The organism is Cupriavidus sp. SHE, from assembly GCF_000812445.1.
In the GTDB taxonomy this organism is placed as follows: Bacteria; Pseudomonadota; Gammaproteobacteria; order Burkholderiales; family Burkholderiaceae; genus Cupriavidus; species Cupriavidus metallidurans.
The window spans coordinates 98,963-118,623 of sequence record NZ_JWMB01000008.1; the positions used below are offsets into that span (position 1 = coordinate 98,963).

Genomic DNA, 19,661 nt, shown 5'->3' on the forward strand with positions numbered 1-19,661 from the left:
CCGACACCGGCACCATATGGCACCCTATGGGACCCAAGGAGAACTGATGAGCTCGACATTCCGCAAGACGGCGATGACCGTTGCCATGGCCGTAGCCGGCCTGACCGCCGCCTCGGCCGCATTTGCCCAGGCGCAGGAAATCAAGCTGGGCTTTGCCGGCCCGATGACCGGTGGCCAGGCGCAGTATGGCAAGGACATGCAGAACGGTATCGTCCTCGCCATCGAGGACATGAACGCCACCAAGCCCAAGATTGGCGGCAAGGACGTCAAGTTCGTGCTGGTCTCCGAGGACGACCAAGCCGACCCGAAGACCGGTTCCGTAGTGGCGCAGAAGCTCGTGGACGCGGGCATCCAGGGCATGCTCGGCCACTTCAACTCGGGCACCAGCATCCCGGCTTCGATGGTCTACAACCGCGCCGGCATTCCGCAGATCGCCATGGCCACGGCGCCTGAGTACACCCGCCAGGGCTTCAAGACCACGTTCCGCATGATGACGTCCGACACCCAGCAGGGTTCGGTGATCGGCGCCTTCGTGGTGAAGAAGCTCGGCGCCAAGAACATCGCCATCGTCGATGACCGCACGGCCTACGGCCAGGGTCTGGCCGACGAGTTCGAGAAGGCGGCCAAGGCCGCTGGCGGCAAGATCGTCCGCCGCGAGTTCACGAACGACAAGGCCGTGGACTTCAAGGCCGTGCTGACCAACATCAAGCGCGCCAACCCGGACATCATCTTCTACGGCGGCGCCGAGACGCAGTCGGCCCCGATGGCCAAGCAGGTGAAGGAACTGGGCATGAAGGCGCCGCTGGTGTCGGGCGAAATGTCCAAGACCGACAACTTCCTGAAGCTGGCCGGCCCGGCAGCCGATGGCACCGTGGTGTCGCTGGCCGGCCTGCCGCTGGACCAGATGCCGGGTGGCGTGGCCTATGAGAAGAAGTACGAGAAGCGCTTCGGCTCGAAGGTGCAGACCTACTCGCCGTATGCCTATGACGGCGCCACCGCGATGATGACGGCCATGATCAAGGCTGGCTCGGCCGATCCGGCGCGCTACCTGCCGGTGCTGGCTGCGACCAACATGCAGGGCGTGACCACCAAGACGCTGGCCTACGATGCCCGCGGCGACCTGAAGGACGGCGGCATCACCGTCTACAAGGTGGCTGACGGCAAGTGGACCGTGCTGCAGACCGTGGGCGGCAAGTAAGCCAGCCCGCATCGGCGCGCCGGACGGCTTTCCTCCGCCCAGCGCGCCGCGCGATACCAGACGCCACCCGGGCCCGGCCCGTGGTGGCGTTTTTTGTTGGGCGGCGGGAACCGGCCCGAAATCCCCGCTGTTCTTTCCCGGGTGATTCCCGCGGTTAGCGCATAATTCCGCTTTTGCTGAATTCTTGAGAAGGAACCGACCGTGCAGGATGTCCGTTACGAGCACGCGATCGCGCTAGCCAATGCCGGGCGCCACGACGAGGCGCTGCAGGTGGCCGACCAGCTCTGGGAGGCACACCCTGAGGTGGTGGACTATGCAGCGCTGCGCGCGCAACTGCATGCCGATCGCGACGATGTGCCTGGCGCGCTGGCCGCGCTGGACGAGGCGATGGAACGCCTGCCTTCGCTGTCGCTGGCGCCAGTGCACCGCTGGGCGTCACGTGGCGCGCTGGCCCATATCTACGGCACGCTGCTGATGCGCGAAGGGCGTGACGCCGAAGCGCAGCCGTGGATGCATGAAGCGGCGCGCCGCAACGGGCTGGCCACAGGCGAGTGGGCGGCGCATTTCTATGCCGGCTTCGTCGCGCTTCGCCTCAATGACTTCGCCCTGGCGGGCCGTTATTGGCACGATCTGCTCTATCGCGCGCCGGATCTGGGCGCGGGTGACATTCTCCCGCTGGTGCAGGACTACGTGGCGCGTTGCGATGCCGCCGGGCAACTGGGCGAGCCGCTGCTGCGCGTTTGCCTGGGACGTATCGCGCTGGATTCCCCCGAACTGCTCGATCTGACACCGCCCGAGGGCGATGCGCTCGCTGCCATGCAGGCCGAACGAGTGCTGGCCGAGCAAGCCGACCACCCCGAGGCACGCCGTTTGCGCGCGCCACTGCGTCTGGGCAGTGATCCGGCGGGGGCGCTCGATGACATGGATACCTATCTGCGTCAGGAGGCCGATCCGCTGACACAGGTACGCGTGTTGACCTTGCGCAACCAGATCAACGCGGCCGTACCGGCCAATGCGCCTGCGCCGCAACCCGCATGGACCGGCTTCGCGCTGACGGCGGACGCCGACGACGGCGCGCTGTATTTCCATGCGGCCAGTGCACTCGGTGCCTTCATCGACGAGGTGCCGGCGTCGCAGGCCACGCTCAGGCCGCTGCTCGAGGCCGCCTGCCGCAAGGGCCTGGCTTGCTTTGAGTCGTACTTTTCCACAGGCGAAGGCGACCCACGCGGCCACGGCGGCAATGCCGATCCTCATCTCTACTCGCTGCTGTGCCGTCTGCTGGCGCGTCTGCTGCCTGCCGACGAGGCGCATCTGGAGGAAAAGCTGGCGTTGCACCGCAAGGGTATGGCGGCGAGCGATTTCATCGACCACTGGATCGACCTGCTCGACACCCACGCGGCGGCAGGCCACCATCAGCAGGTGGTCGACCTGGCCGGCGAGGTCATGAACCGCTACCCGGTGGAACGCAACCCCGGCAATGTGAGCTGGGTGTTCAGCCGTCTGGTGGCGGCCTGGGCGGCGATTGGCGGCCGCGAGGCTACCGAGTCTGCCAGCGCGGCCATCTCGCATATGGATGCGCGTCTTGACGCGCTGCCGGTGGAAGCGCGTAGCGAGGGCGCCCATGCCATGGCGCACGCTCGCGCCCACTATGCCGGGCTGCTCCAGTCCGGCATGGCGGCGATGGACGAACATGATCGAGCCGATGCGCGCGCCGAACTCGAAGCGCTGGAGCGCCGCTCGATGCTGGTCGAAGACGCGTGGCTATGCAGTCGGTTCGGCCAGATCTGGCGTGACCTTGGCGACAACGACCGCGCGCTGCCGCTGCTGGAGCAAGCCGTGCAACTTGGCGAGGGCGATGGCCGGGGCCAGGCTCAGGCACGCGTGCAGCGGGCTGCGTTGCTAGTCGACCTGGCGCGCTTTCCCGAAGCGCTGACCGATTTTCAGCTTGCATTCGCCGCGCGGGACGACTGGGATGCCCGAACCTGGCTGACGGCGGTACGGGCCGCCGTAGGCATGGCGCAGCGTGAAACGGCGCTTGCCTGGTTCGAAAAGGCCCGCGCGCTCGAGGGCGACAAGGGTGTCACCCGGGGCCTTTTCGCGCAGGTGGAAACCGGCCTGAAGTCGACGCGCCCCAAATGGAAGGTCTGGGGCGTGTGAGCCCATTCTGAATTTGCCAACCCCGGGAAAACGCCACCTGCGAAGATGGCGTTTTTTAATGGCAGAAGCCGAAAGTTGCAAGCGTATTAAAAGAAGCGTCGGACAACACCCGACACGAAAGTTCATGTGCTTCCGTTACCATGTCGGCCATGAACGGACTAAGCCAACTTTTCCCATCCCTGCCACTGGCCCCGAGCGGATTGTTCTGGGTCGGGCTCGCGCTGGTTGGCGCGGGACTGGCCGGCGAGCTCTGCCGCCGCTGGCTCGGCTTCCCCCGCATCGTCGGTTATGCGGCCGCGGGCTTGTTCGCGGGCACGCTCGGACGCAGCATCGTCGACGAGAACATGATCGCGCAGACGCGCATCCTGATCGACATGGCGCTCGCGCTGGCGCTGTTCGAGCTTGGCCATCGACTGTCGTTTTCCTGGCTGCGCGCGAACCGCTGGCTGCTGTTCACGAGCGGGGCGGAAAGCCTGCTGACCTGGGGACTGGTGTCCACGGTATTGCAGTGGCTCGGCGCATCGCCGGCCGTGGCGATTCTCGCGGGCGGTATTGCGGTCAGCACGTCGCCGACCATCGTGCTCCAGCTCAAGAACGAGTTGCGTGCCGAAGGCCAGGTGACCGAGCGGCTGATGGCCATGGCAGCCCTGAACAGCATCTACGCCGCCGTCATCGTGCAGGTGGCCACCGGCTGGCTGCACTCCGAGTACGGCAACATCGGCGCGGCGCTGCTGCATCCGCTCTACCTGCTGATTGGCTCGTGCCTGCTGGCGTGGGTGGTCGGCAAGGTTGGCCATGCCATTTACGCCCGCATGTCCGCTGACGATCACTACAGCTTCCTGGTGCTGGTTGGCCTGGTCCTGTTCGCGCTGGCGCTGACGCGCGTGCTGAAGTTGTCGATGCCGCTCTCGCTGATGCTGGCTGGCGTAGTCTTCAAGCATCAGGACCAACAGCCGCATGTGTGGCCCACGCACTTCGGCAGCGCGGGCAGCCTGCTGATCATCGTGATGATCGTCTCGCTCGGCCTGCCGCTGACAGCACATGACTGGGCGGTCGGTGGCATGCTGGCCATCGCGCTGGTGGTGATGCGTCACGTTGCCAAGCTTGTTGGCGTGATATCGCTGGGGTCGTTCTCGGGCCTGAGTCTGCGCCAGTGCACGGCGCTCGGGCTGGCGCTGGCTCCGATGTCGGGACTCGCCTATCTTTTGATGAACGACGTCGCCTTGCTGTATCCGGGAACCGGCTCGCCGCTGGCTTCGATCATTCTGTGTGCGCTGGCGATCGAGCAGTTGCTCGGGCCCGTCATCGCGGCGTGGGCGCTGCATTATGTCGGCGAAGCGCGTGACAACGGAGGGCGCTGATGTCGCTCGAATCCTTCAAGCATTCCGAAGCCCTGACGTTTGGTGTCGAACTGGAACTGCAGCTCGTCAATCGTCATGACTATGACCTCGCGCCGTTCGCGCCGGACCTGCTCCGGGCGCTCAGGGGCGCGCAACATGCCGGCGACATCAAGCCGGAGATCAGCCCGTCGATGATCGAGATCAGCACGGGGATCTGCCACGACTACGCACAGGCGCTCGAGGAGCTGAGCGTGATGCGGGACCTGATGGTCAATGCGTCACGCGGGCTGAACCTCGGCATCTGCGGCGGCGGCACGCACCCGTTCCAGGTATGGTCCGATCGCACGATTTCCGACTCGCCCCGCTACCAGTACATCTCCGAACTCTACGGCTATCTGGCCAAGCAGTTCACGGTGTTCGGGCAGCACGTGCATATCGGGTGCCCGAGCGCCGACGAGTCGCTGTTCCTGCTGCACGCCATCGGGCGCTACGTCCCGCACTTCATTGCGCTGGCCGCGTCGTCGCCGTATGTGCAGGGTGTGGATACCGGTTTTGCTTCGGCCCGTCTGAATTCGGTGGCGGCATTCCCGATGAGCGGGCGCGCGCCGTTCGTGCTGACCTGGGACGCTTTCAAGGCGTACTTCGACAAGATGCGCGCCACCGGTGTGATCGAGAGCATGAAGGACTTCTATTGGGACATTCGCCCCAAGCCGGAATTCGGCACGATCGAAGTCCGCGTCATGGACACACCGCTGACCGTGCAGCGCGCGTGCGACATCGCGGCCTATATCCAGGCGCTGGCGCGTTACCTGCTGTTGTCGCGGCCATTCATGCCTCAGGAAGACGACTATCTGGTCTACACGTTCAACCGCTTCCAGGCGTGCCGCTTCGGGCTGGAGGGCGAGTATGTGCATCCGAATGAACTGACTCGGATGCCGATTGCCGACCATATCCTGTCGATCTGCGATGCGCTCGAGCCACATGCGGAAGCGCTAGGTTCGCTGGAGGCGCTATCGAATATCCGCGCGCTGGCGGCGAGCCGCAGCAACGACGCGCATTGGGTGCGCGCCGCCAATCGCGATGCGCACAGCCTGCGCGATATGGTGCGACAGACCTGCGAACAGTGGGGGGGTTGAGGCAAGGCGCTGCGCCGAGTTTGCGCAGCGCTCAACTCACGCGCCGTGCGGCACACTTTCCCCGTCGCGGCCGGTGACCAGACCGAGCTGCTGATTGGCCGGCACGGCCACGTCGATCAGCTTTGGCCGGGGCAGGTTCAGGCCGCGCATCATCACGATGAACTCGTCGCGTGTACGACCCGCCACCCGGCTGTTGGTGGCGCGCTCCTGACCGATCGTGGACTCGGTGCGGCCCTTGTAGTCATGCGCCGGATAGACACGCGTGTCGTCGGGCAGGCGGAAGAGTTTCTGCGTCAGGCTGTCGAACAGCGTGCCCGCATCGCCGGACTGGAAATCGGTGCGGCCGCAGCCGTCGATCAGCAGCGCATCGCCGGTGAAGATGCGGCGCACCACACCATCGGTGGTGGGCTCCTCCCACAGATAGCTCATGCTGCCGGCGGTATGCCCGGGCGTGTGGATGGCCCGTAGCACCTGATTGCCGAAGCGGAGCGTGTCACCGTCGATGAGTTGCTTCTGCGCGGGCTTGATGTCGCAGCCCGACGGCGCCGCCGTGTGGGCGCCGGTCTGCTGCGCCAGATGCCCCGCCGACGTGATGTGGTCGGCATGGGCATGTGTTTCCACCACCCAGGTCAGCTTGGCGCCGGTGTCGGCAAGTATGCCGAGGTCACGCTCGTACTGGCGGTCCACGGGATCGATCAGCACCGCCTCATGGGTGTCCGCGTCGATCAGCAGATAGGTGTAGGTGGACGACGTTTCGTCGAAAAGCTGATGGAAGGTCTGCATGGCCGTGTTGTTTTTGGCAAACCGAAGGTGCCTCAATCATACGTCGGCCATCGGTGCCTGCAACCTGCGTGGGTAACTGGAGGCACCCGGAATCAGCATTCCACGATATTGACCGCCAGGCCGCCTCGTGCGGTTTCCTTGTACTTGGTCTTCATGTCCGCGCCGGTTTCGCGCATGGTCTTGATGACCGAGTCGAGCGAGACGTAGTGCGTGCCGTCGCCGCGCAGGGCCATGCGCGCCGCATTGACCGCCTTGACCGCCGCCATGGCATTGCGCTCGATGCAGGGAATCTGCACCAGTCCGCCCACGGGGTCGCAGGTCAGGCCGAGGTTGTGCTCCATGCCGATCTCGGCGGCGTTTTCCACCTGCTCGGGCGTGCCCCCGAGCACGGCCGCCAGCGCGCCGGCCGCCATCGAGCAGGCCACGCCGACTTCACCCTGGCATCCGACCTCCGCGCCGGAGATCGACGCGTTGAGCTTGTAGAGCAGACCGATCGCGCCCGCCGTCAGCAGGAAATCCACCGCGCCCTGTGGGTTCGCGCCCGGAATGAAGCGGTCGTAGTAGTGCAGCACTGCCGGAATGATGCCCGCCGCGCCATTGGTGGGCGCCGTGACCACGCGGCCACCCGCCGCGTTTTCTTCGTTGACGGCGATTGCGTACAGGTTGACCCAGTCCATGACCGAAAGCGGATCGGAAAGGGTGCGCTCGGCGCGTTCGGTCAGGTTGCGATACAGCTCGGGCGCGCGGCGGCGCACCTTGAATGGCCCGGGCAGTTCGCCATCGGTGCGGCAACCGCGTGCCACGCATTGCTGCATCACGTCCCAGATGTGGAGCAGGCCGTCCATGACCTCCTGCTCGGAGCGCCACGTGAGTTCGTTCTCCAGCATGAGCCGGGCAATCGACTTGCCGCTGGCGTGGGCCATCTCGAGCATCGCGCGTCCGCTGCGGAACGGATGCGGCAACTGGCGCTCGGCCGCTTGCAACTGCGTGTTGGGTGCGCCCGCCGTGACGATGAAGCCACCACCCACGGACAGATAGCGGGCCTCGCGTCGTGAGGTGCCGTCCGCATCGTAGGCGTGGAATTTCATCCCGTTGGGGTGCTCGGCCATTGCCTCGCGGCGATAGAACGCGATGTGGTCGCGCTCTACGAATGGCACCGTATGCGTGCCGAGCAGCGAGAGCTGGCGGCTCGCGCGCAGCGCGGCGAGCTTGGCGTCGATGGTGTTCGGGTCGACCGTGTCCGGCGCTTCCCCCATCAGGCCCAGGATCACGCCCTTGTCGGTGCCGTGTCCCTTGCCCGTCGCACCCAGCGAGCCATACAACTCCACGCGCACACTGGCCACCTGCGGCAGCAGCCCGTCACGCTCCAGCCCGTGGGCAAACATCAGGGCGGCGCGCATCGGGCCGACGGTATGCGAACTGGACGGGCCAATGCCCACCTTGAACAGATCGAAGACGCTGACTGCCACGGCTGACTCCGGTAATGCGCCGCCAATAGGGGGCGCCGGCACAGGTTCCGGCCGGCGACGCCGGGGTGTCCCCGACGCCGCCGCGTGCTAAGGCGGAGGCAGGTGCCTCAGCCTTCAGCGTACTCGCTCAATGGCACGCACGAGCAGAACAGATTGCGGTCGCCGTACACGTTGTCCGCGCGGCCAACCGGCGGCCAGTACTTCTGCGTGCGCAGCGATGCCACCGGGTAGGCGGCTTCCTCGCGCGTGTACTTGTGGTTCCACTTGTCGCTGACCACCACGGCGGCCGTGTGCGGCGCGTGCTTGAGCGGGTTGTCTTCGCGATCGAAGCTGCCGTCCTCGACACGCGCGATCTCGCCACGGATGGCGATCATCGCGTCGATGAAGCGGTCGAGCTCGTGCAGTGCCTCGCTCTCGGTCGGCTCGATCATCAGCGTGCCCGGCACCGGGAAGCTCATGGTCGGCGCGTGGAAGCCGTAGTCCATCAGGCGCTTGGCCACGTCCTCGTTGCTGATGCCGGTGGCCTTCTGCAGCGGGCGCAGATCCAGGATGCACTCGTGCGCCACCAGGCCGTGCTGGCCCGTGTAGAGCACCGGGAAGTGCGGCGACAGACGCCGGGCCACGTAGTTGGCCGTCAGGATCGCGTTCTCGGTGGCGGCGGTCAGGCCGGCCGAGCCCATCATCGCGATATACATCCACGAAATCGGCAGGATGCTGGCCGAGCCGAACGGCGCGGCCGAGACACCGCCGATGCCGTTCTCGTCACGACGATAGCCGACGCTGTCCTGGTTCGGCAGGAAGTCCGCCAGATGCGCGCCCACTGCCACCGGGCCGACGCCCGGGCCGCCACCGCCGTGCGGAATGCAGAACGTCTTGTGCAGGTTCAGGTGGGACACGTCGCCACCGAACTGGCCCGGCGCGGCCACGCCGACCATCGCGTTCATGTTCGCGCCGTCAACGTAGACTTGCCCGCCGTGCTTGTGCACGATGTCGCAGATCTGCTGCACGCCCTGCTCGAACACGCCGTGCGTGGACGGGTAGGTGATCATGATCGCGGCCAGGTTCTTGCTGTGCTGCTCGGCCTTCCTGGCCAGATCTTCCAGATCGACGTTGCCGTTCTCGTCGCAGGCCACCACCACCACCTTCATGCCGGCCATCTGCGCCGACGCCGGGTTGGTGCCGTGCGCGGACGACGGGATCAGGCAGATATCGCGATGGCTTTCGCCACGGCTCGCGTGATAGGCATGGATGATCAGCAGGCCCGCGTACTCGCCCTGCGAGCCGGCGTTCGGCTGCAGGCTCACCGCGGCGTAGCCGGTGGCGGCGCACAGCATCGCCTCAAGCTGGTCGATCATTTCGCGATAGCCGACGGTCTGGTCGAGCGGCGCGAACGGGTGGATGTTGCTGAACTCGGGCCACGTCACCGGGATCATCTCGCTGGTGGCGTTGAGCTTCATGGTGCAGGAGCCCAGCGGGATCATCGTGCGGTCGAGCGCGAGGTCCTTGTCGGCCAGCGCGCGCAGGTAGCGCAACATCTCGTGTTCGGCGTGGTGCGTGTTGAACACCGGGTGCGTGAGGTACGCGCTCTGGCGCGCCAGCGTCGCCGGGAAGCCGTCCTGCACCGAGGCCTCGATCGTGTCGAAGTCGGGCACGGCCTTGCCGTGCGCGAAGATTTCCCACAGCGCGATCACGTCGTCGCGCGATGCGGTTTCATCGAACGAGATGCCGATGCGCGTGGCGTCGACGTGGCGCAGATTGATGCCACGTGCCGTGGCCGATGCATGGAACGCCTCGGTGTTGAAGCCGGTCTCCAGCGTCAGCGTGTCGAAGAACGTAGCGTTCAGCCGCGTGTGACCCAGCGTCTTCAGGCCGGCGGCCAGCGTGGCAGTCAGGCGATGCACGCGCTGGGCGATGCGCTTGAGGCCCTGCGGACCATGGTAGACCGCGTACATCGACGCCATCACGGCCAGCAAGACCTGCGCCGTGCAGATGTTCGACGTGGCCTTCTCGCGGCGGATGTGCTGTTCGCGCGTCTGCAGCGCCAGACGATAGGCCTTGTTGCCTTGCGCATCGATCGTCACACCGACCAGACGGCCCGGCATCGAGCGCTTGAATTCATCTTTCACGGCCATGTAGCCCGCGTGCGGGCCACCGAAGCCGAGCGGCACGCCAAAGCGCTGCGAGTTGCCCACGGTCACGTCGGCGCCCCATTCGCCCGGCGCGGCGATCAGCGTCAGCGCCAGCAGATCGGCAGCGGCCACGACGCGACCACCGGAGGCGTGCACGGCTTCGGCAATCGCGCGGTAGTCGGCCACATCGCCATTCACGCCCGGGTACTGCAGGAGCACGCCAAAGGCATGGGCCTGCGCGGCGTCAGCGGCGGGGCCGACCTTGACCTCGATGCCGAGCGGCAGGGCGCGCGTGCGAACCACTTCCAGCGTTTGCGGCAGGACGTCTTCAGCCACGTAGAACGTGTTAGATGCGTGCTTGTTCACGCGCTGCAGCAGCGTCATCGCCTCGGCGGCAGCGGTGCCTTCGTCGAGCATCGACGCGTTGGCGATATCCAGGCCGGTCAGGTCAGTGATCATCTGCTGGAAGTTCAGCATCGCTTCCAGACGACCTTGCGAGATTTCGGGCTGGTACGGCGTGTACGCGGTGTACCACGCCGGGTTCTCGAAGATGTTGCGCAGGATGACGCCCGGCGTGAGCGTGTTGTAATAGCCTTGGCCAATGAAGCTCTTGAGCACGCGGTTCTTGCCCGCCAGCGCGCGCAGGCGGCCGAGCGCGGCCTCCTCGGTCAGCGGTGCGGTGAATTCGCCCAGCGACATGCCGTCACGGCGACGGATCGCGGCGGGCACCACGGCGTCGATCAGCGCGGCGCGGCTCTCGAAACCGAGCACCTTGAGCATGTGTTGCTGTTCGGCGGAATCGGGGCCGATATGACGGGCGGCGAAGGCGTCGCGCGCCTCCAGTTCGGCCAGCGTGGGCCGGGCACCTTGGGCGGCAGCGTTCATGGGGAGCGGGGCGTTCATGGCAAGGAATCTCGTGGGGGCGCGGCGGCAGGTGGTCAGCCTGGCCGCCGCGTTTGCGGCATCGAATCAGTCGGGGTGTCGGGGCTCAGGCGCCGACGCTGGCCTTGTAAGCGTCGGCACTCATCAGGCCGTTCACGTCGTCGCTGTTGGCCGGCTTCAGCTTGAACAGCCAGGCGTCGAACGCATTGGCGTTGACCGATTCCGGCGAGGCCGAGGCGGCTTCGTTCACGGCGATCACTTCGCCAGCCACCGGGGCGTAGATGTCGGAGGCGGCCTTTACCGATTCCACCACGGCAAGCGCGTCGCCGGCGCCGACCGACTTGCCCACTTCGGGCAGTTCCAGGAAGACGATGTCGCCGAGCGCGTCCTGCGCGTGATCGGTGATGCCGATCGTCAGCGTGCCGTCGGATTCGACGCGCACCCATTCGTGCGACTCGGTGTACTTCAGGTCAGCGGGGAAATTCATTGAGGTTCTCCGGAATGCAGTGTGTTTCTTGTTTCAGGCATCCCCCTGGCTGGCCCGCCGGGGGGATGTAAGGGCGACCGTTGGTGTGAAGCCGGGCGATGCCTCAGCTCACGAGTGCCTTGCCATTGCGCACAAACGGCAGTTTAACCACAGTCGCGGTCAGTCTGCGGTCGCGAATCTCCACCTGCACCTCGGTGCCGGGGGCAATGTCGCGGGGAAGGCGGGCAAAGGCGATCGACTGCGACAGCGACGGGCTGAATGTGCCGCTGGTGATTTCGCCGTCGCCGGCCGGTGTGATGACCTTCTGGTGCGCGCGCAGCACGCCACCCTTGTCTCGCAGGATCAGGCCGGCGAAGGTCTTTTGCTGGCCGCTGGCCAGCAGTGCCGACTTGCCGATGAAGTCGCGTTCGCTTTGCAGGTCGACGGTCCACGACAGTCCCGCATCGAGCGGCGAGGTGTGGATATCCATGTCCTGGCCGTACAGGTTCATGCCGGCTTCCAGCCGCAGCGTGTCACGCGCGCCGAGTCCGGCGGGACGCACGCCCGAGGCGGACAGCTTTTCCCAGATGCCCGCGACGTTCTCCGCCGGCACAACGAGTTCGAAGCCGTCTTCGCCGGTGTAGCCGGTACGGGCCACCATCAGTTCACCCATCTCGGCGTCGTGCACCACCACCGCGTTGAACGGCTTGAGCGTGTCGGCGGGCTGGGTCGACGGGAATGCGTCGTACACCTTCTGGCGCGCGTTCGGACCCTGCACTGCAACAATCGCCAGCTTGCTCACGCCGGCCGGGGCCAGGTCGCCACGGCGCGGGGTGATCGTCACGCCGCTGCCGGTGGCCGTGTTGCGGGACTGGATCCATTCGATGTCGCCGACGGCCGTGCTGGCGTTGACCACCAGGCGGAACCGGTCCTCGGCAAAGAAGTAGACGATCAGGTCGTCGATGACGCCGCCTTTCTCGTCGAGCATGCACGAATAGAGCGCCTTGCCCGGCGTTTGCAGCTTGTCGATGTTGTTGGCCAGCAGGCCGCGCAGGAAGGCGCGCGTGTGGGTGCCGCTCAGGTCCACCACGCACATGTGGGAGACGTCGAACATGCCGGCGTCAGCGCGTACCGCGTTGTGTTCCTCGATCTGGGAGCCGTAGTTGACCGGCATGTCCCAACCGCCGAAGTCGACCATGCGGGCGCCGAGGGCGCGGTGGATGGCGTTGAGGGGCGTGGCCTGGAGCGTCATGGATATCCTTGGGGGCGCTCGGTTCGAAAACCGTGGTTCGAAAACGAAAAAAGGGTCATCCGCCGCAGCGTCCGGTCGCGCCAATGCGCTACCAGTCCGCTGCCGCGAATGACCCCTCTGTCCTCGATACCTGAGAGATTACGAAGCGTGGTGCTTCGTGCGCCCCTTCGGTGGACATGCTCACCATTGCCTTGCAATAGCGGATGTCGCTCTCCAGAGTGCGGCATGCATTGTGTGCATGTTGCATGCCGATCCAGCCAGTCCATGGTGCCTGAGAGTTTTCGGGTGATACCCCTTCGGCGGCGCAATCGCTGCGCGCTCTCCCGGCCGGATGCGCGTGAATGTACGGGACCGGTCTGCCTTTGTCAAACCTCGTGCGGCAGGCCCGGCCCCGTGCGTGGTCGCCCGTTGCGGGCGGCCCTCGCCAACCTGTCAGTGGCCGTCATCGCGCCCGGTAACAGGCCTTTGATGAGCGGCCCTGGGACAACCCTTAGTGACCCTTGGTCGTGACGTTACCGATCACGCCACCCACGGCGGCGCCGCCGAGCGTGCCCAGCGCGCTGCCTTCGGTCAGTACGGCGCCACCCACGGCACCGACGCCCGCGCCGATCGCCGTGTTGCGCTGCTTCGGCGTCATGTCGGCACAGCCGCCAAAGGCAGCAAGCGTGACACCAATCAGTGTGAGCTTCGAAATCGTGCGGAACGTAGTCATATGGCCTCCAGTGCTTTGTTGTCGACATGCGGTACTGCCACGCGCGCCAGCCATGCGGCACGCTGTGATAAGTGAGAGGCCGATGCCGTGCCCGGGTGCCCGCGGCTTACGATTGTTACGGGCTCGAAACGCTTGCCGTAGGACGGTCTCCGACACACGTGCAGGGTGCGACCAGACACGAGGCGCGTGACACGAGGCGCGTGTTAACATCGCCAGCTTTGGCGCACCGGCTCCGGTGTGCTTCATCCGCGCCTTTTCGGCCGATCCTGGCCAATCCTCATCAAAGATCACATGTCCCACGGGCTCAATTCCGCGCAATCCGAAGCCGTTCGCTATCTCGACGGGCCATGCCTCGTCCTGGCGGGTGCCGGATCGGGCAAGACGCGCGTGATCACGCAGAAGATCGCGCACCTGATCGAGGACAAGGGGTTCGAGCCGCGCCACATCGCCGCCGTCACGTTCACCAACAAGGCGGCCAAGGAGATGCAGGAGCGCATCGGCAAGCTGATGGAGGGCAAGACCACGCGCGAGGGCAAGCGGATTCCGCTCAAGCAACTCACGGTCTGCACGTTCCATTCGCTCGGCGTGCAGATCCTGCGCATGGAAGCCGAGCACCTTGGCCTGAAGCCGCAGTTCTCGATCATGGATTCCGATGACTGCTTCGGTCTGGTGCAGGAGCAGCTTGGCACCACGGACAAGAAGCTGATCCGCAGCGTGCAGGGCACGATCTCGCTGTGGAAAAACGGCATGATCGATCCGGAGACGGCACTCGCGCAGGCGAGCGATGCCGACGAGCACCAGGCCGCGATGGTGTATCGCAATTACGTGGCCACGCTGCACGCGTACCAGGCGGTGGACTTCGACGACCTGATCCGCCTGCCCGCCGAACTGTTCGCGCGCGACGAAACCGTGCAACTGAAGTGGCAGAACCGCCTGCGCTACTTCCTCGTCGACGAATACCAGGACACCAACGCGTGCCAGTACCAGTTGCTCAAGCTGCTGGCCGGTGGCTCGCATCTGCGCGCGCCGGCGTTCACCGCAGTGGGTGATGACGATCAGGCGATCTATGGCTGGCGTGGCGCCACGCTCGACAACCTGCGCCTGCTGCAGACCGATTTTCCGAGTCTGAAGGTGGTCAAGCTCGAACAGAACTACCGTTCGACCGTGCGGATTCTGGAAGCCGCCAACGCGGTGATCGCCAACAACCCGAAGCTGTTCGACAAGAAGCTGTGGTCGGAACACGGCATGGGCGATCCGATCGCGATCCACCCGATGAACGACGAGGAGCACGAGGCAGAGTCGGTGGTGTTCCGGCTGTCCGCGCACAAGTTCGAGCGGCGCGCGCAGTTCCGTGACTACGCAATCCTCTATCGCGGCAATCACCAGGCCCGGCTGTTCGAACAGATCCTGCGCCGCGAGCGCATTCCGTATGTGCTCTCCGGCGGTCAGAGCTTCTTCGACAAGGCCGAGATCAAGGACATCTGCGCGTACCTGCGCCTGATCGCCAACCCCGACGACGATCCCGCATTCATCCGCGCGATCACCACGCCGCGTCGTGGCGTGGGCAACACCACGCTTGAAGTGCTCGGCACGTTCGCGGGCCAGGCCAAGGCATCGCTGTTCGAGGCGGCCATGATGGGTGGCATCGAGGCAAAGCTGCAGCCGCGCCAGCTTGAGCCGCTGCGCACGTTCTGCGAGTCGATGGTGCGGCTGGCCGATCGTGCGAAGACGGACCCGGCCACGGTGGTGCTTGACGATCTCATGGAAGGCATCCACTACGAGGCCTACCTCTACGACACCTTCGACGAGCGGCAGGCGCAATCGCGCTGGACCAACACGCTCGAATTCCTCGACTGGCTCAAACGCAAGGGCACGCGTCCCGAGCCGGAAGGCGAGGGCGAAGCCACCGGATTCGACACCGCCGATGGTTTCGGTGATGAAGGCAAGAACCTGCTCGAGCTTACGCAGACCGTGGCGCTGATGAGCATGCTGGAAGGCCGCGAGGAAGATCCCGATGCGGTGCGACTGTCGACGCTGCACGCGTCGAAGGGGCTGGAGTATCCGCACGTGTTCCTGGTCGGCGTGGAGGAGGGCATCCTGCCTCACTCGCGCGAGGACGAGGAAATGGGCGACGAGAAGATCGAGGAGGAGCGCCGCCTGATGTATGTGGGCATCACGCGCGCGCAGCGCAGTCTGCAGATCAGCTGGTGCCGGAAGCGCAAGCGCGCCCGCGATACGTATTCGTGCGAGCCGTCGCGTTTCATCGCCGAGATGAAGCTCGAGGACAGTCCCGCCCCGAAGGACGAGACCCCGGCGATGAGCCCGAAGGATCGTCTGGCCGGGCTCAAGGCGCTGCTCGGCAAGCCTGCTGCGGGATGATTGATACAAGCCGGACAAGCTTCGCGATGACCGGCTCTCTACGATTGGAATGCGCGCTTTCGTCTCGGCGTCTGTCGCGACACACCGCGCCTACCCTTCGGTTTGCGGTGTGTGCTGGGCGCATGCGAGCCCGGCTTCTTCCCTGTTGAGCGCTCCCGGATGCGGCAGCACCGGGGGCGTTTTTTTCCGCCTCTCGCCGCTTGTGGCGTTTTGAGCACGTATCAAGTTTGATACAAAACCGGCATCGCTTGTAATGGGCAAGCTGGTACATTGGGTGCTCCATCCGGCCGCGGTTCCGCGGCCGTTCCCATCCGCAAGCTCGCCATGGACCTGTCCCCCGCTCTGCCAATCCGCCTGCTGATCGTCGACGACGACCCACAAATCCGGGCCATGCTGGCCGAATACCTCGCCACATTCGGCATGGAGGCCGAAGGTGCCGAAGGCGGCACTGCCATGCGTGCGGCGATGTCGAAGCAGGAATACGACCTCGTCATCCTGGATCTCTCGCTGCCTGGCGAGAACGGCCTGACGTTGTGCCGCGAAATCCGGGAGTCCAGCAACCTGCCTGTGATCATGCTGACCGCCCGCGCGGAACTGGCCGATCGCGTGGTGGGACTCGAGGTGGGCGCGGACGACTACGTGACCAAGCCGTTCGAGATGCGTGAGTTGGTGGCGCGCATCCATACCGTGCTGCGTCGCAGCCGTGCCGACGTGCGACGTCCGGCGCCGGCCGCGCCCGGGCATGAAGTCCGGTTCGCGGCATGGCGACTGAACACCACGCTGCGCCAACTGGTGGATGCCGAGGACACGGTGGTGCCGCTTTCCAACGCGGAATTCCGGTTGCTGCTGACGTTCATCGAGCATCCCAATCGGGTGCTCGATCGCGAGATGCTGATCAACACCGCGCGTGGACGCGATCTGGACGTGTTCGATCGCAGCATCGACCTGCTGGTGTCCCGTCTGCGCCAGAAGCTGCGTGACGATCCGCGCGACTCGGCACTGATCCGCACCGTGCGTGGCGAAGGGTACGTCTTCACGGGCACCGTGGAGCACTGACGGCATGGCCGCGCAGATGCCGCCGTCGGCGGACGATCCACCGATGGTGCGGCCCGAATTGCGTTCCAGCGCATTGGAGACACCCCGAAGGCGCTTCGATTCGATGTTCGTGCGGCTGTTCTTCGTGATGGCCGCGATCATGCTTGCCGTTCACGTGCTGGGCGTGACCGTGATCGAGGGGTTCTTCCCGCGCCCGGGTTCGGAGCGCTACATGGAACGGATGCGCCGCGCCGCCTCGGAAGCCGAGGCTGCCGGCCACCCATTGCCTGCACCACTGCCGGGCGCGTTCGCATCGCTCAGCCATCCGCACGGGCCGCCACCACCGCCCAATGATGACGATGACGACGGCGACAACGACGGGCCCCCGCTGCATCCCGACGCATTCCGCATGCAGAAAGGCGGCGTACTCATGCCGCCCGGACCACCTGGGCCATCTGGGCCACCGTCCGGTTTCCATATTCGAGGTCTCTGGCCGCCGCACCTGGGCATGTTGTTCCAGCTCGTGGCCATCCTGATTGCGTCGTGGGTTGGCGCGCGTCTGCTGGCGCGGCCCGTGCAGCAACTGGCCAGTGGCGCGAACCGGCTGGCGCAGGACGTCCACGCGCCACCGCTGGAGGAGGAGACGGGGCCAGCCGAAGCGCGCGACGCTACCCGGGCACTGAACCTGATGCAGCAGCGCATTCGCACTCAACTGGCGCAGCAATCACGCTTCCTGGCGGCGGTGTCGCACGATCTGCGCACGCCGCTGACGCGCATGAGCCTGCGCATCGAGCGCATCGAGGACAACAACGTGCGCTACCGTCTGCGCCAGGATCTGGCCGAGATGAACGGACTGATCGACGCTACGCTGTACTACCTGCGCGAGCGAGACGATGCCGCCGGCCCGCGCCAGCGCGTGGACGTGCTGGCACTGCTGCAGGCCATCGTCGACGATGCCCAGGAAATGGGCCAGGACGTGCGGCTTTCCGGCACTGCTGTGCCGCTGCTGGCGTACCCGGCCGAACTGCGCCGCGCGGTGGTCAATCTGGTGGAGAACGCGCACCGGTACGGCGGCGCCGCTCATATCGTGCTGACCGACAGCGCCGAGCGGGTGATCATCGACGTGTCCGATAACGGCCCGGGGATTCCGCCTGCGGAACTCCAGCGCGTGCTGGAGCCGTTCTATCGCGTGGAGTCGTCGCGCAGCCGTGCCACAGGTGGCGTGGGAATGGGATTGGCGATCGCCGCCGACATCGTGGCGCGGCACGGCGGGGAACTGACGCTAAGCAACCGTACCGAGGGCGGACTGCGGGTACGCATTGTGCTGCCGCGCGCCTGACGGGGCGTCGGGGCATCGATTGCCTAGGCGCGTTGGGGCACACCGCTCTTGTTGATCGGCGCCAGTTGCACGTACTGCGAACCGCGTAGTCCGCGCGTGAAGTCGAGCGTGAAATCGCCAACGTCGACGCGCGTCTGCAGCGCGCGACGTAGCTCTACCGGTCCGGGCGCCTTGGTTCCGCTGGCCGCGCGCACCAGCCACGCGGCGCCAATGTAGCCGGCCAGCGTGGCGGGCGAGGGCGGCTCGTCGAGGTACTGCTTCATGCGCGCGACATGCTCTTTCACCACACGCAGCGTCGACTCCTGCGGCCCCGGCGCGATCTGCGTCACCACCATCCCGCCCGCATAGCCGGTGCCGAGGATTTCACGCGCCGACAACGGGCTGACAGCCGACAACCCCACCAGGAATCCGTACCAGTTCTGCGCAGCCAGCGCGCGACCCAGGCTGCCGTAGGCGAGCGTGTCGCCGCCGACGATCACCGCACCCGGACGGCCCGCCGCAATGCGGCGCGCGCTCTCGTCGAAGTTGCCCGTGAGCGGCACCGTCTGTACCGACATGGCTTTCTCCAGCCGCGACAGCCAGGGCGTGCCTGCAGCGAGCGTGCCCGCCGCGAAATCGGGAGAGACCGCCAGTGTTACCGCGGTCAGTCCGAAGCCGCGTAGCTGACGTACTGCTGCGTCGAGTTCGGATTGATAGTCGGCGCGCGTGAACCAGACGTTCTCGGCATTCAGCGAGAGCCCCGACAGCGGTGCCACGATCTGCACGCCACGGCGCGACAGTTCGGTGGAAGCCGCGAGCGCGGGCAGCAATGCATCGCCGGGCCCGAACAGCACTTCGGCATGTTCGCTGTCGGCCAGTGCCACTGCCTGGGCCGTGGCGCCACGCGGATTCGTATCGGCATCGCGTGCGACGTGGACGATACGCAGGCTGCCGTTGGACGCGTTGTACGCGTCGAACAGCACCTTCGCGCCGGCCAGGTAGTCGCGCGAAAGATCGGCCTGCGGGCCGGTGCGATCGACCAGTTGGCCGACGACAAGCTGGCGGCGCGCGCCCGATGGCGCAGGCTGCGCGAATGCGGTTTGCGGCGCGATTCCAGCCAGTGATGACAACGCGCCGAGCGAACCCAGTGCGCCCAGTGCGCCGAGTGAGCGCCGACGCCCTGCAGACGCGGGCACGCATGACGATATCGACTGCGGTGGGGCTTGGCGCATGGCAGTGGTTCGGAAGCGGTGTGAGCGAAAAAAGGACGCCGCGCAGCACAGGGCTGCGAGACCGGGCCGAGACTATCGGCGCTTCATGACGCTCCCGTGACCTGCACGCGACTTGGCTCCCCACGTCGGCGGGGCTGGCGGGCGCACGCATGACGTGGCCTTGATGCTTATCA

General features: G+C 65.9%; 14 protein-coding genes and 2 riboswitches. Of the genes, 7 read left to right on the top strand and 7 right to left on the bottom strand.

Going from position 1 to position 19,661, the window contains the following annotated elements:
• The first annotated feature begins 46 nt into the window (after positions 1 to 46).
• The 4 genes from RN01_RS03870 to RN01_RS03885 all read left to right on the top strand — a co-directional run bounded on the left by RN01_RS03870 (position 47) and on the right by RN01_RS03885 (position 5,831).
• Complete coding sequence (locus tag RN01_RS03870) at positions 47 to 1,198, top strand: branched-chain amino acid ABC transporter substrate-binding protein (protein ID WP_008647384.1); 1,152 nt, start codon at positions 47 to 49, stop codon at positions 1,196 to 1,198.
• A 201-nt stretch (positions 1,199 to 1,399) separates the two neighbouring features.
• Positions 1,400 to 3,355, top strand: coding sequence for a hypothetical protein (locus tag RN01_RS03875; RefSeq protein ID WP_017514549.1), 1,956 nt, complete (start codon positions 1,400 to 1,402; stop codon positions 3,353 to 3,355).
• Between the two features lie 140 nt (positions 3,356 to 3,495).
• On the top strand, positions 3,496 to 4,716 hold the full coding sequence (locus RN01_RS03880) for a cation:proton antiporter (RefSeq protein ID WP_024569217.1): 1,221 nt from the start codon (positions 3,496 to 3,498) through the stop codon (positions 4,714 to 4,716).
• Positions 4,716 to 5,831, top strand: coding sequence for a YbdK family carboxylate-amine ligase (locus tag RN01_RS03885; RefSeq protein WP_024569216.1), 1,116 nt, complete (start codon positions 4,716 to 4,718; stop codon positions 5,829 to 5,831). The genes RN01_RS03880 and RN01_RS03885 overlap by 1 nt, the downstream gene beginning before the upstream one ends.
• A gap of 36 nt (positions 5,832 to 5,867) precedes the next feature.
• Here the strand turns inward: RN01_RS03885 and RN01_RS03890 are convergent, their stop codons facing one another.
• The 6 genes from RN01_RS03890 to RN01_RS03915 form a co-directional block, all read right to left on the bottom strand.
• Positions 5,868 to 6,614: an MBL fold metallo-hydrolase gene (locus RN01_RS03890; protein WP_017515913.1), complete on the bottom strand. Its 747-nt coding sequence runs from the start codon at positions 6,612 to 6,614 to the stop codon at positions 5,868 to 5,870.
• Between the two features lie 92 nt (positions 6,615 to 6,706).
• On the bottom strand, positions 6,707 to 8,083 hold the full coding sequence (locus tag RN01_RS03895) for an L-serine ammonia-lyase (RefSeq protein ID WP_024569215.1): 1,377 nt from the start codon (positions 8,081 to 8,083) through the stop codon (positions 6,707 to 6,709).
• Positions 8,084 to 8,190: 107 nt separating this feature from the next.
• A complete protein-coding gene (gcvP, locus tag RN01_RS03900) occupies positions 8,191 to 11,115 on the bottom strand; it encodes an aminomethyl-transferring glycine dehydrogenase (protein WP_017513570.1) in 2,925 nt (974 codons plus the stop codon).
• 85 nt (positions 11,116 to 11,200) lie between these two features.
• Positions 11,201 to 11,581 carry a glycine cleavage system protein GcvH gene (gcvH, locus tag RN01_RS03905; RefSeq protein ID WP_008647396.1) on the bottom strand — a complete coding sequence of 127 codons (381 nt, stop codon included), beginning with the start codon at positions 11,579 to 11,581 and terminating at the stop codon, positions 11,201 to 11,203.
• A 103-nt stretch (positions 11,582 to 11,684) separates the two neighbouring features.
• Positions 11,685 to 12,812 (bottom strand): glycine cleavage system aminomethyltransferase GcvT, encoded by a 1,128-nt coding sequence (gene gcvT, locus RN01_RS03910; protein ID WP_017513571.1) that lies wholly within the window; start codon positions 12,810 to 12,812, stop codon positions 11,685 to 11,687.
• 107 nt (positions 12,813 to 12,919) lie between these two features.
• Positions 12,920 to 13,039: riboswitch (glycine riboswitch) on the bottom strand.
• A gap of 21 nt (positions 13,040 to 13,060) precedes the next feature.
• A riboswitch (glycine riboswitch) is annotated at positions 13,061 to 13,148 on the bottom strand.
• 154 nt (positions 13,149 to 13,302) lie between these two features.
• On the bottom strand, positions 13,303 to 13,524 hold the full coding sequence (locus RN01_RS03915) for a glycine zipper 2TM domain-containing protein (RefSeq protein ID WP_011517909.1): 222 nt from the start codon (positions 13,522 to 13,524) through the stop codon (positions 13,303 to 13,305).
• Between the two features lie 291 nt (positions 13,525 to 13,815).
• Here RN01_RS03915 and RN01_RS03920 point away from each other — a divergent pair, with 291 nt between their 5' ends.
• The 3 genes from RN01_RS03920 (at position 13,816) to RN01_RS03930 (ending at position 18,277) form a co-directional block, all read left to right on the top strand.
• On the top strand, positions 13,816 to 15,903 hold the full coding sequence (locus RN01_RS03920; protein WP_024569214.1) for a UvrD-helicase domain-containing protein: 2,088 nt from the start codon (positions 13,816 to 13,818) through the stop codon (positions 15,901 to 15,903).
• 324 nt (positions 15,904 to 16,227) lie between these two features.
• Entirely contained in the window at positions 16,228 to 16,959 is a 732-nt protein-coding gene (locus RN01_RS03925; protein ID WP_017514019.1) for a response regulator, read from the top strand.
• A 4-nt stretch (positions 16,960 to 16,963) separates the two neighbouring features.
• Positions 16,964 to 18,277 carry an ATP-binding protein gene (locus RN01_RS03930; RefSeq protein WP_017514018.1) on the top strand — a complete coding sequence of 438 codons (1,314 nt, stop codon included), beginning with the start codon at positions 16,964 to 16,966 and terminating at the stop codon, positions 18,275 to 18,277.
• A 23-nt stretch (positions 18,278 to 18,300) separates the two neighbouring features.
• Here RN01_RS03930 and RN01_RS03935 read toward each other — a convergent pair whose 3' ends face one another.
• A complete protein-coding gene (locus RN01_RS03935) occupies positions 18,301 to 19,488 on the bottom strand; it encodes an ABC transporter substrate-binding protein (RefSeq protein WP_017514017.1) in 1,188 nt (395 codons plus the stop codon).
• Positions 19,489 to 19,661: the final 173 nt, after the last annotated feature.